Origin of the sequence: Collinsella sp. TM10-22, assembly GCF_003466125.1 — a bacterium.
GTDB lineage: Bacteria > Actinomycetota > Coriobacteriia > Coriobacteriales > Coriobacteriaceae > Collinsella.
This window is the reverse complement of record NZ_QSOC01000003.1, coordinates 257,568-273,793: the sequence shown is the minus strand read 5'-3', so window position 1 is coordinate 273,793 and position 16,226 is coordinate 257,568. Positions and strand designations below refer to the sequence as shown.

Annotated in this window: 11 protein-coding genes; 3 read left to right on the top strand and 8 right to left on the bottom strand. The window is 60.0% G+C overall.

The window, feature by feature from the left end:
• Nucleotides 1–16 precede the first annotated feature (16 nt).
• The 4 genes from DXD94_RS04590 to DXD94_RS04575 form a co-directional block, all read right to left on the bottom strand.
• Nucleotides 17–835 (bottom strand): PTS mannose/fructose/sorbose transporter subunit IIC, encoded by an 819-nt coding sequence (locus tag DXD94_RS04590; RefSeq protein ID WP_117735395.1) that lies wholly within the window; start codon nt 833–835, stop codon nt 17–19.
• An 18-nt stretch (nt 836–853) separates the two neighbouring features.
• Entirely contained in the window at nt 854–1,843 is a 990-nt protein-coding gene (locus DXD94_RS04585; RefSeq protein ID WP_117735394.1) for a PTS sugar transporter subunit IIB, read from the bottom strand.
• Nucleotides 1,844–2,216: 373 nt separating this feature from the next.
• Entirely contained in the window at nt 2,217–2,645 is a 429-nt protein-coding gene (locus DXD94_RS04580; RefSeq protein WP_117735393.1) for a hydrogenase maturation nickel metallochaperone HypA, read from the bottom strand.
• Between the two features lie 89 nt (nt 2,646–2,734).
• Complete coding sequence (locus DXD94_RS04575) at nt 2,735–5,512, bottom strand: FAD-dependent oxidoreductase (RefSeq protein WP_199568387.1); 2,778 nt, start codon at nt 5,510–5,512, stop codon at nt 2,735–2,737.
• 188 nt (nt 5,513–5,700) lie between these two features.
• Here DXD94_RS04575 and DXD94_RS04570 point away from each other — a divergent pair, with 188 nt between their 5' ends.
• The 3 genes from DXD94_RS04570 (at nt 5,701) to DXD94_RS04560 (ending at nt 9,172) form a co-directional block, all read left to right on the top strand.
• Nucleotides 5,701–6,363 carry a TetR/AcrR family transcriptional regulator gene (locus DXD94_RS04570; protein ID WP_117735392.1) on the top strand — a complete coding sequence of 221 codons (663 nt, stop codon included), beginning with the start codon at nt 5,701–5,703 and terminating at the stop codon, nt 6,361–6,363.
• Nucleotides 6,364–6,426: 63 nt separating this feature from the next.
• Nucleotides 6,427–7,434: a DUF5692 family protein gene (locus DXD94_RS04565; RefSeq protein WP_117735391.1), complete on the top strand. Its 1,008-nt coding sequence runs from the start codon at nt 6,427–6,429 to the stop codon at nt 7,432–7,434.
• Between the two features lie 241 nt (nt 7,435–7,675).
• The gene (locus tag DXD94_RS04560; protein ID WP_117763363.1) at nt 7,676–9,172 is read left to right on the top strand and encodes a hypothetical protein; all 1,497 of its coding nucleotides are present in this window, start codon (nt 7,676–7,678) and stop codon (nt 9,170–9,172) included.
• Between the two features lie 73 nt (nt 9,173–9,245).
• Here DXD94_RS04560 and DXD94_RS04555 read toward each other — a convergent pair whose 3' ends face one another.
• The 4 genes from DXD94_RS04555 to DXD94_RS04540 all read right to left on the bottom strand — a co-directional run bounded on the left by DXD94_RS04555 (nt 9,246) and on the right by DXD94_RS04540 (nt 16,026).
• Nucleotides 9,246–10,598, bottom strand: coding sequence for an ATP-binding protein (locus DXD94_RS04555; protein ID WP_117763362.1), 1,353 nt, complete (start codon nt 10,596–10,598; stop codon nt 9,246–9,248).
• Between the two features lie 158 nt (nt 10,599–10,756).
• Nucleotides 10,757–10,951 carry a hypothetical protein gene (locus DXD94_RS04550; RefSeq protein WP_233540318.1) on the bottom strand — a complete coding sequence of 65 codons (195 nt, stop codon included), beginning with the start codon at nt 10,949–10,951 and terminating at the stop codon, nt 10,757–10,759.
• 133 nt (nt 10,952–11,084) lie between these two features.
• A complete protein-coding gene (gene clpB / locus DXD94_RS04545) occupies nt 11,085–13,712 on the bottom strand; it encodes an ATP-dependent chaperone ClpB (protein WP_117763361.1) in 2,628 nt (875 codons plus the stop codon).
• A 442-nt stretch (nt 13,713–14,154) separates the two neighbouring features.
• Entirely contained in the window at nt 14,155–16,026 is a 1,872-nt protein-coding gene (locus DXD94_RS04540) for an oleate hydratase (protein ID WP_117735387.1), read from the bottom strand.
• Nucleotides 16,027–16,226 lie beyond the last annotated feature (200 nt).

The following is a 16,226-nucleotide window of genomic DNA, read 5'->3' as shown; positions in this document are numbered from 1 at the left end:
ATGTATCACTCCCTTCCTACTCGTAGTCATTCAAAATGTCGCCGAGCGGGTCGCCGGAGCCACCGCCCATGCCGCCACCCTGCTTGGCCAGGTCCTTAAGGCCAAGGTAGATGAGGGCGAGGGAGATGCCGATGAGGCCCAGGGCGATCAGCGTGAGCTGAGGGATGGCAGCCAGGACGAAGCCGAGGATGAAGAACGGCCAGGTCTCCTTGGTGGCCATCATGTTGATGACCATGGCGTAACCGACGGAAGCGACCATGCCGCCGCCGACAGCCATGCCGCCGGACAGCCAGTCGGGCATAGCGTTAAGCGCGTTGGTAACGGCCTCGGCCGGGATGATGCACAAAAGCACTGCCGGGATGGCGATACGAACACCCTGCATGAGGATGCCAGCGTACTGCCAACGCTCGATACCGGCGAAGTCGCCCTTCTCGGCGCAGGCGTCCATGCCGTGGACCATAGCGGTGGCCAGGGTACGGCAGATCATGGTCAGGAACAGGCCGGCGACGGACAGAGGCACGGCGACGGCGATGGCGGCGGTAACGGCCTTGCCGGAATCAGTAACACCGCCGTTGAGGGCAAGTGTCATGATGATGGCAGATGCGACAGAAGCCAGGGCGGCGTCAGGTGCGACGGCGGCGCCGACGTTAGCCCAACCAAGGGCCATCATCTGAAGCGAACCGCCCAGGAGGATGCCCTCCTGAAGGTGACCGGTTACGAGACCGATAAGCGTGCACGCAACGAGCGGCTGATGGAACTGGAACTGATCCAGAACGCCTTCCATACCGGCAAGCAGCGCGATAATCGCGATTAGAACAATAGTAAGCGCGGACATGTATCGGACCCTCCTTTACTATGCTTGAGCGGCCAGTTCGGCCTTAGCTTTCTTCAACATGGCGTCGAGATCCTCGGAGGAATCCGAAGGAACCTTGCGGACCTCGAACTTGACGCCCTTTGCCTTGAGAGCCTCGATGGTCTTGACATCGTCATCGCCCATAGCGACAGCGTTGGTGACGACGACCTTGCCCTTGGAGTGAGCCATAGAACCGATGTTGACTTCCTTGATATCGACGCCGGCCTCGATGGCCTTGAGCAGATCCTGCGGGTTCTCAAAGAGCAGCATGGCCTTGGTGTCACCAAAGCGCGTGTCCTTGACGACCTCGGCCATCTTCTTAATGGGCACGACGTTGGCATGGACTCCCGGAGGGGCAGCCTGCTCGATCATGGTCTTTCGAAGCTCGTCGTGGGCAACGCCGTCGGAAACCACGATGATGCGGTTGGGGTTGATCTGCTTGGTCCACGTGGTGGCCACCTGACCATGAAGCAGACGGGTGTCGATACGGACGTGGGCGATCTTGATGTGCCCGTCGCCGATGACCGTTCCCGGAGGGATGGCGCCTGCAGGAGCAGCAGCGGCCGCAGCCGGCTTCTTCTCCTCGGGCTCCAGAGACTCGGGCTTGACGCGCACGCCGGCCTTAGCCTCAGTCACGAGATGTTTTGCGATCGCATGTGCAGTGTTCTTTGCGTCAAAGCGCTGCGAATATGCCTCGATGAGCATAGGCAGGTTGACACCGGTGACGATAGCCCAGGAATCGTGGCCCTCGATGAGCCCGCTGATCTGGTTGAACGGCGTGCCGCCCCACAGATCGACGAGGAAGAGCACCTGCTCCTGGTCCTCGAAGGAAGCGATTGCCTCCTCGACCTTGGCGCGGAAGTCGTCGGGGCCCATGCTCGGCTCGAGCGAGACCACGGCTACAGACGGCTGATCGCCAAAGACCATCGAGCCCGTCTGCTTGATTCCAGCCGCCAAGTCACCATGGCTAGCAAGAACAATACTTACCATCACATAACCTCCTTTTTGTCTACGTAATTCCTACACGACAAAAAAGAGTATAGCTGCAAATACAGCAGAATTATATGAAAAACTGCAAAAGCTAGCATTATTTGTTTAAACGTCTTGTTTTGTTACAAGCTGATTACATTCCAGTATTTTGACTGATTTGCTGCTGAGGATTGATAGCTGATCTATTTACATGACCGAATTGAGCACGCTGTTCATTATTGCCGGTTTTAAACAGACACAAATGTGCTCGGGTTGAGGCCATTTCGTTTAAACAGATGGTGCTTGACTAATGGTAAGAAATATGCTCTAGCAAAGTAGTCGTTGGGGACGTTCTTTAATGACTAGTCGTTTAAGAACGTCCCCAACGACTAAATTAGGCGATGTGGAGGGGGTTGGCGGCGTCGACGGCATCGGGGGCATCGGAGAGGCCATCGGGGGCAGCGTCTGTCGGGTCCTCGTCGGGGGTCTCGATCTGCTTGATCATGACCTCCTGGCCCTGCAGCAGATAGGTCTCGCCGCTACCGCAATGGGGGCAGGTCTTGCCGTGCTCGACCGTCGCGTAGTCGCAGCCGCACGCGTCGCAATGCGTCACGGCCTCGACGGGCTCCACGATAAGCTCCGCGCCCTGCGCGATGGGCTTTTTATCTGCCGCCCAACGCCAAGCGTCAAGCAGCAGATCGGGAACGACGCCCGAGACCTCGCCCAGGAGCAGCGTCACGCTCGAAACGCGACTCACACCATTGGCGCGCGCCACATTCTCGACATCGCGAATGATATGATAAACGATTCCCAATTCGTGCAAGGTAGAAACCTTTCAACAACGGTTGATGCGATGTCAACTAAACGTCAGTGAGCGACGCTCCGCGCCGCTCACTGACTTGTTAGTTTCTTTTACTTCTTCCCAAATTTAATCTTGATCGCGCGTTTCAAAGCGTACTTGCCGAGGCTGGGGAGCTTTTGCTCGTACTTGACCATCGTGGAGCACTCGGGGCGGTCGCGATCCAGATGGATGGCATCGAACGCGCACTTGGTGGTGCACAGACCACAGCCGATGCACTTATTGGGGTCGACGATCGAGGCACCGCAGCCCAGGCAGCGAGCGGTCTCGGCGCGCACCTGCTCCTCGGTAAAGGTCTCGACGTACTCGCTAAAGGGCGCAGCCTTCTCGCGCTCGCGGTCGACACGTGCCACCTCGCGGCTCGCGTTGTCATAGCTCTCAATCACAACATCGTCGCGGTCGAGCGCGGTGTAGCGGCGCTGGTTGCGGCCGATGGTGAGCGTGGAGCCCGGCTGCACAAAGCGATGGATGGACACAGCGGCCTCGTGACCGGCAGCGATGGCGTCGATGGCAAAGCTGGGGCCGGTGTAGACGTCGCCGCCCACAAAGATGTCGGGCTCAGCGGTCTGGTACGTCTGCGGATCGGCAAGAGCACCCTGGCCGCGGCCAAGCTCCACCTTGGAGCCAGCCAGCAGGTCGCCCCACACAATGGACTGGCCAATCGACATGACGACGCGGTCGGCATCGACGCGGCGCAGGTCGTTCTCGTCGTACTCGGGCGCAAACCGGCCCTCGTCGTCAAAGACGCGCGTGCAGCGCTTGAAGGTGATGCCGCACACACGACCCGCATCGTCCAGGTGAACCTCCTTGGGACCCCAGCCGCAGCTGATGTGAGCACCATCCTCGATGGCTTCGCGACGCTCCTCCTCGCTGGCGGGCATCTGAGCCTCGCTCTCCAGGCAGAACATCTCAACATGCTCGGATCCCAGACGGCAGGCGTTGCGCGCGACATCGATGGCCACGTTACCGCCGCCCACCACGATGGTGCGACCGAGCAGTGCGTCGATCTTGCCACTGTTGACCTCGCGCAAAAAGTCGACGGCCACCGTCACATCCTCGGCGTCCTCGCCCGGAATACCGGCTAGGCGGCCGCCCTGGCAGCCGATGGCCACATAAAAGGCCTTAAAGCCTTGCTCGCGCAGCTCGTCGAGCGTCACATCGCGACCGACCTCCACGCCATAGCGGAACTCGGCACCCATCAGGCGAATAACCTCGACCTCGGCCTCGATAACGTCCTTCTCCAGCTTAAAGCTGGGAATACCGTAGGTGAGCATGCCACCCGGGCGCTCGTTCTTCTCGAACACGACGGGCTTGTAGCCCTTCTCGGCCAGATAGAAGGCGCAGGACAGACCGGCCGGACCGGCACCGATGATGGCGATCTTCTGATCGAAGCCGCCGGCGCGCGTCGGCGTCACCACGGGCGGGACATAACGGGTCGCGGCATCCAAGTCGCGCTGGGCGATAAACTTCTTGACCTCGTCGATCGCCACGGCGGCATCCACGCGGCCACGGGTGCAGGCGTCCTCGCAGCGGCGGTTGCACACGCGGCCGCAGATTGCGGGCAGCGGGTTCTCGCGCTTGATGAGCGCCAGCGCCTCGTCATAGCGACCCTGCGCCGCAAGCTTCAGATAGCCCTGAACAGCGACATGCGCGGGGCAGGCCGTCTTGCAGGGCGCCGTGCCGGACTCATGCGTCTCGATGCGGTTGACGTTGCGGTAGTTGGGCGACCACTTGGTGTGGTCCCACTTGGTGGCATCGGGCAGCTCCTGGCGCGGATACTCGGGCACCTGTCCGCCAGCCTTTTTGCTGCAGAGCTTCTGGCCGAGCTTGGCGGCCCCGGCCGGGCATACCTCAACGCAGCGACCGCAGGCCACGCACTTGTCCTTCTCGACCTTGGCGACATAGGCAGAGCGCGACAAGTTGGGCGTGTTGAACAGCTGCGAGGTGCGCAGGGCGTAGCACACGTTGACGTTGCAGTTGCAGATAGCGAAGATCTTGTTCTCGCCGTCGATATTGGTAATCTGGTGCACAAAGCCGTTGTCCTCGGCCTGGCGCAGAATGTCGTAGACCTCCTCGCGCGTCACATAGTGACCGCGGTCGGTCTCGACCACATAGTCGGCCATATCGCCCACGGCAATGCACCAGTCGCGTGGATCGTCGGCGCAGCCCTCGCCCATCACGCGACGGCTCGCGCGGCAGCTGCAGGTGCTGGCGGCATACTTGCCGTCGTATTTGTCAAGCCAGTGCTCGATGTGCTCAATCGGCACCGAGGTGCTCGAGGCGTCGATGGCCTTCTCGACCGGGATCACGTGCATGCCAATGCCGGCGCCTCCGGGCGGCACCATCGGCGTAGCACGGGACAGCGGACCCTTGGACGCCTGCTCAAAGAACTTGGCATAGACCGGATGCTCCTCGAGCTGGCCCATGCGCATGTTGAGGAACTCGGCAGAACCCGGCACCAGCATGGGCAGCACCCACTGCTTGGCGCGCTCGGGATTTTCCCAGTTGTACTCGAGCAGACCCGTGTAGCTCATGTCGTCGAGCATTTTTTCGATCTGGGCCTCGGGCATACCGGTGATCTTGACCATCTCGGGCAGCGTATAGGGACGGCGCATCTTCATCTTGCAGAGCACTTCGGCCTGCTCGTCGGTTGCGGCCTCGGCAAACGACCAGTACTCGTAGCCCAGCAGCTCGTCGCGGTGCAACAGGCGGTTGGTGCAGTGCTCGCACAGTTTGACGATAGCCTCGCGCGGATGCTCCGGCAGCGGCGGCACAAACTCCGCTCCGATATCGGGCTCGGTATAGCTAATCCCCGGTCCGTTGAGAATCATAGTCGTCCCTTCTCTTGCCACAGCCCGGCGAGACCGCGGCGCCCCTCTTTGTACGGGCTCGACATGCCCCCATGCCGTTCACCCGCTATTGTTGACATTGTGTCAAAAACAGTATTGACGAACCGTCAACAATATTCAAGACTGTTAGGCGAACGGTCGGGCCCAAACGGATGAAAGGCGGCAAACGTATGAGCGATAACACGGCAAACATCTCTGTCGCTGATGCCGTCCTCGCGTCCGACAGCACGGCAAAGCGCCTGACGGGTGACGAGCGCCGACGCGAGATTCTCGCCGCCGTGAGCGCCGTGAGCGCTGAGCTGGGCGTGTCCCATCTTTCGGTATCGGCCGTGACCAAGCGGGCTGGCTGCACGCGCTCACTGTTCTACCACTACTTTGCCGATATGGACGCCGCCGTCACCGCCGTTATGGACGAGGCGATCGACGGCTTTATCGCCGAGCTCGAACAGTGGAACGCCAGCCGCACGGTTGGCGACATCGAAGGCGCACTCGACACCGTCGCTCCGCTCTTTAAACGCCTGGTCGTGAGCGGCCACGAGTTGCCGAGCACCCTGACCTCCAGCAGCGGCGCGCTCTACGGCGGCTTTCTGCACAACGTGGTCCAGCGCGTGGCGCAATACATCTGCGACACCACCGTGGTGGATTTTGTCGCCCATCATGAGCTCCGCATTGACCATGTCTACGAGACGTTCTACACCCTCATTATGGGGTTGTTGATGTATATCCGCACGCACCCCGATGTGCCCGACGAGACGGTCAAGGAAATCATCGCCTCGACACTCCATATCGAGGGCTATACCGCCAAGTATCCGGAGCGCAAACCCCAGAACTGACGACATTTGGCCAAACTGCCCGCGATCAGAAGAGGGGCCGCGGGCGTGTGAAAGGAGAGCAGCATGCTGTTCGATGTTTGGGGTAGCAATACCCTTATCCACTGGGCCGGCTGGGCCATGGTCTTTATTGGCCTCATCGTGCTCAACGAGGTCGGCCGCCGCACCAAACTCGGCGCGGCCATCATCTTTGGCGTGGCTCCGCTGGCCATGACCATCTACTGCGTCGCCATCGCCATCGGCGTTTCGCAGGGTGCCGAGTGGGCGCTCACCAACCCCACCCATGTGTACCAGAACAGCTGGTTCCACTACGCCAAGGTGTACGCAGCGCTCGCCGGCTGCTGGGGCTTCATTGCCATTAAGTACCAGTGGGGCAAGATCGGCAAGGCGCACTGGTTCCGCGCATGGCCGTTTGTGATCGTCGCCATCAACATCATGATCGCCGTCGTGTCCGACTTTGAGAGCGCCTATCACTTCTTTGTCCTGGGCGAGTCCACCTGGGTCACCTCCGAAGGTGCCACGCAGCTGGCCGGCTGGAACAACGTGTTCAACGGCATCGCCGGCATCATCAACATCTTCTGCATGACCGGCTGGTGGAGCGTCTACGCCTCCGAGGACCAGACCGACATGCTGTGGCCCGACATGACCTGGGTCTACATCATCGCCTACGATATCTGGAACTTCTGCTACACCTACAACTGCCTGCCCACCCACTCCTGGTTCTGCGGCTTTGCGCTGCTGCTGGCGCCCACCGTCGCCGCCTTTATCTGGAACAAGGGTGGCTGGATTCAGAACCGCGCCTTTACGCTGGCTATTTGGTGCATGTTTGCCCAGGTGTTCCCCTACTTCCAGGAGGAGTCCATCTTTGTGACCCACTCCACGCTCGACGCAGGCGCCGCCACCGCGGTCTCGGTCGTCGCGCTGATCGCCAACATCGCCGCGATCATCTACATCGCCTACCGCGCCAAGAAGCTCGGCCGCAATCCCTACAAGCAGGATGTCTTTGAGGGCACCAGCGACTGGGAGAAGGCTACCGCCCGCCGCGCCAAGGTCGATTACGCGCACGCCGAGTAACGTGCCTGACGCAAACGCCGCTTGAATGTGAAGTCGCCTGGCCGACTCCGCGCAATGCAACGTATTGCATGCCCCCGGAAAGCGATTCGTCCGCTTTCCGGGGGCTTTTTGTTGTTGCGCGCATCCACGCACATATTCAAAACCTCTCGCACAGATAAAATCAGATTTCCAATTGCCTGGCAGCTCTATATGACCCTGTTTTTGGGTACATTGTTGTCCCGATATTGAGCTTGGGGGATATATGAAAGATGAGACGAGGGGCCAAGAGGACGCGGCCCAAGATGCAGAAGCTTGCGCTGAGGCCTTGGAGAGCTTAGACCGGATTTCACTCGATGAGATTGCGTTTGACGATTCGGACGTTGACGTGCAGGATGAGCCGGAAGCCGAGGCGCAGTCCGATGATCAGGATGCAGACGATGTTGAGCCTGCCGAAGATGAGGCAGATCACGAAGACACCGAAAGCGAGGCCGGCAACCAGCCCGAATCCGACACGGGCGAGGAAACCGTCTTGCTCAACAGCTTGCCGGCCGAGGATTCGCTGACCCGTGAGCTTCCTGGCCTAGGTTCCGCACCAGCCGTGGACGAGACCATCGCCATGGGCGATATTCCCCTGCCGTCCGTTCCCTCGGCACGCGAAGCCGAGGTTCGTCATCGCAAGATGTCGCCCAAGCGCCGCAATCTGATGGTCGCCGGTGTCGTGGCCGTCGCGCTCGTCGCCGGCGGTGCAGGCTATGCTGCCTGGAACGGATATCAGCAAGAGCAGGTTGCCGCTGTCGCCGCCAATGCCCACACGATGATGTCAGTGCAGATTGGCGTGCATGCCGCGGGCCTCGACTGTTCCACTGGCTCCAAGATTCCCGTACAGGTGAATGGGCAGGATTCTGACGGCTCCTCCGTGAGCGAAACGCTCTATGTTGACGAGCACGGCCGCGGCATCAAACTGCTGCCCGGCGATTACACGCTCTCCATCGCTGCCTCCCCCATCGCGGCCGACGGCACCATCTATACCGTCCCGACCACCAAGACGCAGGTCACCGTTAAGAGCGATGAACAGGATTTAAGTGCCCAGGCTACCTTTAAGCTCAAGGTGCCTTCGGCCGACACGGTAACCGACGACCAGATCGATGCCGCCGCCAAGTATGCCGAGGAGGGCGGTGCGAGCTCCGCCGCGGCTGCCAAGATACTTCAGCAGGCGGCAACCGCTCGCCGTGATGCCGCCGCTAACGCCGTGAGCGCAAGCGAGGCGCAGGCAGCCCGCGACGCCGATGCTCGGCATAAGGCAACGAACCTGTATCAGCTCGATATTCCCGTTGAGTGGTACGGCAAGGTCGCAACTTGGCAAAACGGCAGCACGCTGTGCATCTATCTTGCCGGCGATAGCAATACGCCGATTGTGACGCTCGTCGCGGTGCGCGACGGCGAGAGCTTTACGCCCGATGAGGGCGATACGGTTTTGGGCACGGCAAACCTTGGTAACGGCTACACGGTCTACGCCAGCGGCCCCGTCTATCCGTATGTGGTGCCCCAGACCATCAACGGGCGGGCGCAGAATCCCGTGTCGACCTACCCCATGGACACGGCCATTGAGCTTGTCGAGCTCACGACCGGCAACCGCTACACCTACAGCCAGATTAAGAACGTGCTGGTCGGCAAAGACGGCAAGGCCGACGCTGCCACCAAGCTCGAGTGCGACTACCTCGCCCAGATTCTCCTGCCGAGCATCAAGGCCCAGGACTAGCCGGGCGCATCATGGTGCTCCCCAACCGTGATGAAGGGGCCAGGAGGTCCTGGCCCCACAGATCCGTAGATGATTAGGCAAGGAGCCACTTCCATGCGGGAACAACGTGTACCACACCGTGCTCGCATGGAATATCGGCCTGCTCATCCATGGTAACGATTGCCGACTCACCAAGATCGAACTGGGCCATCGAGGCATCAAGCGCGGCAATTTCGCGCTCGCGCGTTTTCTCACTTGCCATATCCACACTAACCTGGATCAGGCTATAAGCCCGCATGAGAAGTGCGTCCCCAGCCACAAAGTCCACCTCATGGCTTTTGCTCTTCTCTTTGATCAGCAGGCGGCAGACCGATCCGATCCTCACCGCGGGAGTCCTTCTTCTTAGCGCGTTGAACACTGCGGTCTCGAGCCTCTGGCCCTGGTCCAATGCCGATGCGGGAGAGAATGCTCCAAACATCGCAGGATCGACAGCGTAGACCTTAGACGCAGACCGCATGTTATTTGCCAGTGAACGCGTGAACTCCGGCACGGAGAACAGCAGGTAGGCATCCTCATAATACTCAAGTAAGTCGCTGAGCGAATTACGACTGACGGGTATCTGCCTGCTCTTGAACTCGTTGTACACTTTGTTCACCGACAGCTCTCGTCCCGAAGATGCCATACACCGCGTTAGGAACAGCGATGCCAGGCGAGGGTTCTTGACGTCGTAACGCTCAACGACGTCCATAGCGACCGTTCGCGAAGCATATTCCTGTAGCAGCTGAATCGCGTCTGCGGGCGTCTGCTCAAGCGTCGCGATGAATCCCCCTCGTTCAAGATATCCGATCAGATGATGTCGAAGCAGCGCTGCATCGCTTGGGGAAAAGGTCGCATCTGGCTCGAAAACGCTCCCCGTCTTATATCGAACGTATTCCGAAAAGCTCAACGGAAAAAGCTCTCGTATAAGAGAACGACCCCTGAACTCGCTCTTAAGTTCTGAGGACAGCATCTTAGAAGAAGATCCCGTCACATAGACGGTCGCTTTCTCCGTATCGACTACACGCCGCAAAAACGCACCCCATTCGGGAATTTCCTGGATCTCGTCAAAGAAAATGTAAGCGCCCTCGGTTCGAGCAGCAGGATGCAGCGCATAGAACGTGTCGAGCACGTCCGCCAGCAGCGATGGCTCATACGGGCGCAAGCGCTCGTCCTCAAAATTAAAGTAAAGCATCCGGTCAAGCTCGACGCCCCGGCCCCGAAGCCGCAGCATCTCCTGATACAGGCGATACGTCTTTCCACAACGGCGGGCCCCCACAACCACATTTACGATGTTGTCGCGCTTTGGCTCCTGTGGGTTTCCCAGATCAAGGTCTCGCTCAAAGACCTGTGGAACCCCCTGCTGTTCAAAGTCCTTTATTTTCTGGGCGATCAAGTCGTTGAATGCCATGATTCTCCAATCTTGCTCTCTAGCTAATCAAAATTATACTGATTCTTGATTAGTAAAAGAGCAAGATTACGTGCAACTTGATTAATGGAGAATCAAGTTTTACTGTTGCCGAGCATCAAGGTCCAAGACTAGCAGCCCACGACGCCCAAATTAGCTACTTAACGCCAGGGGTCGGCCTCGAACATCGGCTCGCGCTCGGGGCGGCGATCGCTGTAGGGATCGTAGCCGTCGTCGTCCTCGTTCTCGGCACGGATGTAGGGGTCGCGCGGCTTGGGTGCCGGCTTAGGCGCAGGCTTGGGTGCGGCGGGTGCGTCATCGGTCGCCGGCGTGTTCGTCTTATTCTTGTCTATCATCTGCATATCTCCTCGCCATGTACTCATGCTCAACATCATCGATTGTCGCACGAAAAAGGGCAGCGGACCCATTGGATCCGCCGCCCTTGGCGTTTAGAGACGGCTGGTAGATTTTAAGGCATGTCCCGAAAATCTACTCGGCGTCGGGGACCTCGTAGGTGGCCGTCGGCGTGTTGTCGCACACGACGGTAAAGCCGCCGTCCTTGTCGACATCGACCGTCACCTGATCGCCCTCGCGCACCGTGCCGTCGATGATAGCGACTGCGATCGCATCCACGACCTCGCGCTGGACCAGACGCTTGAGCGGACGGGCGCCAAAGACCGGGTCCAGGCCGCCCACGGCAAGCATCTGCTTGGCCGCCGGGGTGATGGCAAGCGTCATGCGCTCCTTGGCCAGACGTGCGCGGACATCGGCAAGCTGGATATCGACGATCTTTTCGATTTGCGCCATGCCGAGCGGATGGAACACCACGATATCGTCGATGCGGTTGAGGAACTCGGGGCGGAAGGTCTGAGCCATGGCGGCGTCGACCTGATGGCGCATCTCCTCCTCGTCCTTGCCGGACAGATCGGCGATGGCCTTGGAGCCCACGTTAGACGTCATGATGATAATCGTGTTCTTGAAGGACACCTGGCGACCCTGACCATCGGTCAGACGGCCGTCGTCGAGCACCTGCAACAGCACGTTAAAGACATCCGGATGGGCCTTCTCCATCTCGTCGAGCAAGATCACGGAGTACGGACGACGGCGCACGGCCTCGGTGAGCTGGCCGCCCTCGTCGTAGCCCACGTATCCCGGAGGCGCACCGATCAGACGCTGGACGCTGAACTTCTCCATGTACTCGGACATGTCGATACGCACGAGCGCGCGCTCGTCATCGAACAGGCACTCGGCCAGCGCCTTGGCGAGCTCGGTCTTGCCCACGCCGGTGGGGCCCAGGAAGAAGAAGCTGCCGATGGGCTTGTCCGGATCGGAGAGGCCCGCACGGCTGCGGCGCACAGCTGCGGCGACGGCGGAGACGGCTTCGTCCTGGCCGATGACGCGCTTATGCAGCTCGCCCTCCAGACCTTTCAGCTTGTCGAGCTCGCCCTGCATCATCTTGGACACGGGCACGCCGGTCCAGGCGCTCACGACCTCGGCGATCTCATCGGAGGTCACCTGTTCGTTGAGGCCCTCGCCGTCCTGCTGCTTTTGCGCCTCGAGCGCGGCCTCGGAATCCTGAATCTGCTGCTGCAGGCCCGGAATCACGGAGTAGCGCAGCTCGGACGCACGGCCCAGGTCGCCGCTGCGCGTCGCGCGCTCCTCTTCGCTCTTGGCCTCGTCGAGCTGACCCTTGAGCTCCTGCACGTGGTCGATGGCGTTCTTCTGGTTGAGCCAGCCGGCCTTTTGCACGTTGAGCTTTTCTTGGACCTCGGCAATCTCCTGGCGCAGGGCTTCCAGACGCTCCTTGGAGGCGTCGTCGGTCTCCTTCATGAGCGCCTGCTCCTCGATCTGCAGCTGGGTGAGCTGGCGCGTGGTGGCGTCAATCTCGACCGGCATGCTGTCGAGCTCCATGCGCAGGCGACTTGCGGCCTCATCGACCAGGTCGATGGCCTTGTCGGGCAGGAAGCGGTCGGCGATGTAGCGATCGGAGAGGTCGGCGGCGGCCACGAGCGCGCTGTCGGTGATGTGCACGCCGTGGAAGATCTCGTACTTCTCCTTGAGGCCACGCAGGATCGAGATGGTGTCCTCGACGGTAGGCTCGCTCACCATAACGGTCTGGAAACGACGGGCGAGCGCCGCGTCCTTCTCGATGTACTTACGGTACTCGTCGAGCGTGGTCGCGCCGATCGCGTGCAGGTCGCCGCGGGCGAGCGCCGGCTTGAGGATGTTACCGGCGTCCATGGAGCCCTCGGTAGCGCCCGCGCCCACGATGGTGTGGAGCTCATCGATGAACAGGATGACCTTACCCTCGGACTTCTGCACCTCCTTGAGCACGGCCTTCAAGCGGTCCTCGAACTCGCCGCGGTACTTGGCGCCGGCGACCAGCGCGCTCATGTCGAGCTCGATGAGGTCGCGGTCGCGCAGGGTGCTCGGCACGTCGCCGGCCACGATACGCTGGGCGATGCCCTCGACGATGGCCGTCTTGCCGACGCCCGGCTCGCCGATGAGCACGGGGTTGTTCTTGGTGCGGCGGGACAGAACCTGGATGGTACGGCGAATCTCGTCGGTACGACCGATGACCGGGTCGAGCTTGCCGGCACGGGCGAGGTCGCAGATGTTGCGGCCGTACTGCTCCAGCGCTTCAAACTGGGTCTTGTCCTCGGCAGACGTCACGCGGTCATCGCCGCGCAGCTCCTCGTAGACCTGCTCGATACGCTCCTTGGTAACGCCGGCGTCGCGCAGCACGCGACCCGCCTCGCCCTTGTCCTCGGCAAGCGCCATCAGCAGATGCTCGGTCACCACAAAGCTGTCGCCCATCTTGGTGGCCTTCTTCTCGGCCTTTTCGATCACGCGGACGAGCTCGTTGGAAAAACCCATCTGCTGGCCTTCGCCCGAAACCTTGGGCGCGCGGTCGATGGCATCCTGTGTGGAACGTGCGAGCTGAGCTGGGTCAGCACCGATGCGCTCGATAATCACGGAGATATTGCGCTCGCCGGCACCGAGCAGGGCGGACAGCAGGTGAATCGGCTCCACCGCGCCAGCCTGCGCGTCGGCAGCCGTGCTCATGGCGGTCTGCAGCGCCTCGCGCGACGTCATTGCTAGCTTATCGATTCTCATGGAATCACCTCTCTTGGGGCGGCCGCCCTACGGGGCGGCTTCACGTTGTTCGAGAAGTATTGTTGCCAGGTTTGTACGATCTTATACACAAATCTAAGTCTCTATATATAAGATTTTCTGAGTGATTGAGAGATAGGGAGCAGGCACGCTCACCCGCTACGGCCTCGTCCCCTTACTATCTCAATCTGTAACATCTAGCGGCTGTTTATGGCTCTAGATGTTACAGATCGAGACGAAATGACCAGCGGCACCCGTTTGTCTCAATCTGTAACATCTACTCGGCAAATAGAGCTCTACCTGTTACAGATTGAGACAAACAAAAGACACCCGAATCGAAAATCTAAATCTGTAACACCAGGCCCACTTTTAGCGGCCAAGATGTTACAGATCGAGACAAACAGAAACCACCACAAAGGTTCCCCAATGTGGTGGTTCTTGTGCGCTAGATTGCGCCGTACTCCTTGAGGAGTTTGGCGATGTCGGTTCCCTCGACCTTCTTGAGCACTTCTTTGAGAGCAATCCGCTCAACCATAGGCAGCTTCATGCTGGTGATGGGCTCACCGTCGCGTAGTTTAACGCTGCTCATAAGGAGGTCACGCACGTCAAAGACCGAACCCCAGACCTCGGGTACGCCGCGGTCGACATCGCAGAGCGTGTAGACGGCTTCCATACCGGTGCGCATGGAGTACTCAGTCGTAAAGATCGTGTCACGCGGCGTCTCGGCAAACTGGCCCAGGAACGCGAAGTTCACGGCGCCATCGGGCACCACGTCGGGGCGGTCGCCTGCTTCACGCGGCATAAAGAAGGCGGTGATGTAGGGCATCATGACGGGCACGGTGTTGGCGTGATTTGCCGCCAGCTCAACAATCTTATCCTCGGGAACGCCCAGGTGATACAGCCATTCCTGGCAAATCTCCTCGCCGGTGCAGTCGCGCATGGCCTTCTTGACGTAGTTGCCGGGCTTGTCGGTAAACAGGCCATACACCCACACGCAAAGCTGGTCTTTGGGCTGATCGCGGAACTGCTGTTGGCGGTTGATCGTCCAGCTCATAAGCCAGCCCGAATCCTCGCAGGTCACAATGCCACCGGTCACGACGTGCCCGGTAAAGGGATCGCGATGGCAGATCTTTTGGATATAGGGCACAATCTCGCCGTCGAGCGTGGTGACCGTGGCGCTCATCCAGTTGCTCTTCTCGGGGTCACCGCAGAACTTATCGGGATGACCAAAGCTCGGATCTTGCGCTGCGATACGACGCCACATGTCCCAACCGCCACCGGGGCGAATCGTCGGATCCCATGCGGCGGGCTTATCCTGCGCGCCGATCGTCGAGTTTTCCACACAGCCGCCGTTGGTGATAAAGACCAGGTCATCCTCAGTGAGGTCGATGTTCGAAATCTCGCCTGCATGCGTCACGGTGATGCGACGCGCGACCTTCTTGGTGCTCGTACTGTAGGGGTTGCGCGCAAAGGCGGCCTGCTGGATGCGCTGAATCGTGTCCTGGCCGGTGCCAGTGACGGCGCGGCGCGGACCCTCGCCGCCGCCCACCTCAAACACCACGTTTTCGACCTTGGTGTCAAAGTGGAACTGCACGCCGTGCGCCTCGAGATAGCGCTGCATGGGCAGAATCATCGACTCGTACTGGTTGTAGCGGGTGAAGCGCAGGGCGCTAAAGTCGGGCAGACCCGCGATGTGGTGGATGTAGCGGCGGATATAGAGCTTCATCTCGAGCGCCGAGTGCCAGTTCTCAAAGGCGAACATGGTGCGCCAGTACATCCAGAAATTCGAGTTGAGCACCTCGTCGTCAAAGAAATCGGTGATGGGACGGTTCGCCAGCTCCTCGTCGGGCGTAAAGAACAGATCCATGATCTCGGTCGCTGCCTTGTCCGACAGGCCGAACTTGCCATCGGTGCCGCCGTCTTGGCCACGGTTCTTAGTCGAGCGGCACAGCGAGTAGTTGGGATCCTCCTTATTGAGCCAGTAGTACTCGTCGAGCACGGAGATGTCCGGATCTTCAATCGAGGGAATGGAGCGGAAAAGATCCCACATGACCTCAAAGTGGTTGTCCATCTCGCGGCCGCCGCGCATGACATAGCCCACGCCGGGGATGTCGGCACCATCGCAGGCGCCGCCCGCAACGGGGTCCTTTTCGAGGATATGGATGTGGCTTCCGGGCATTTGCGCATCGCGCACCAGATAGCAGGCTGCGGTAAGCGCGCCCAGGCCGGTGCCGATGATGTAGGCGCTCTTGTGGTCGATGCCCGCAGGCTTCTTGGGACGAGCAAAGGCTTCATAGTTTCCACTTGAATAGTACATGGTTCCTCCTTGCTAACGAAGTTCGTTAACAAGCTTTTGCCCTGATCAACGCAGCCTAGCCGATACAAGATCGTCACCTTGTACGATTTTTAATCAACGGGGGCGGATTGTACAAATCTGCTTGGCTTTGGTCTCCCAAGGTCATGCCGGGCCGGGTTTCGGTTTGGGAAGTGGGCTTCGCTAACTTCCCAAACCGAAAC

What these genes read in the sequence shown, in the direction of transcription:
- DXD94_RS04590 (WP_117735395.1), bottom strand. Translation starts at nt 835, where the DNA reads ATGTCCGCGCTTACTATTGTTCTAATCGCGATTATCGCGCTGCTTGCC.
- DXD94_RS04585 (WP_117735394.1), bottom strand. Translation starts at nt 1,843, where the DNA reads ATGGTAAGTATTGTTCTTGCTAGCCATGGTGACTTGGCGGCTGGAATC.
- DXD94_RS04575 (WP_199568387.1), bottom strand. Translation starts at nt 5,512, where the DNA reads ATGATTCTCAACGGACCGGGGATTAGCTATACCGAGCCCGATATCGGA.
- DXD94_RS04570 (WP_117735392.1), top strand. Translation starts at nt 5,701, where the DNA reads ATGAGCGATAACACGGCAAACATCTCTGTCGCTGATGCCGTCCTCGCG.
- DXD94_RS04565 (WP_117735391.1), top strand. Translation starts at nt 6,427, where the DNA reads ATGCTGTTCGATGTTTGGGGTAGCAATACCCTTATCCACTGGGCCGGC.
- DXD94_RS04560 (WP_117763363.1), top strand. Translation starts at nt 7,676, where the DNA reads ATGAAAGATGAGACGAGGGGCCAAGAGGACGCGGCCCAAGATGCAGAA.
- DXD94_RS04555 (WP_117763362.1), bottom strand. Translation starts at nt 10,598, where the DNA reads ATGGCATTCAACGACTTGATCGCCCAGAAAATAAAGGACTTTGAACAG.
- DXD94_RS04550 (WP_233540318.1), bottom strand. Translation starts at nt 10,951, where the DNA reads ATGATAGACAAGAATAAGACGAACACGCCGGCGACCGATGACGCACCC.
- clpB (WP_117763361.1), bottom strand. Translation starts at nt 13,712, where the DNA reads ATGAGAATCGATAAGCTAGCAATGACGTCGCGCGAGGCGCTGCAGACC.
- DXD94_RS04540 (WP_117735387.1), bottom strand. Translation starts at nt 16,026, where the DNA reads ATGTACTATTCAAGTGGAAACTATGAAGCCTTTGCTCGTCCCAAGAAG.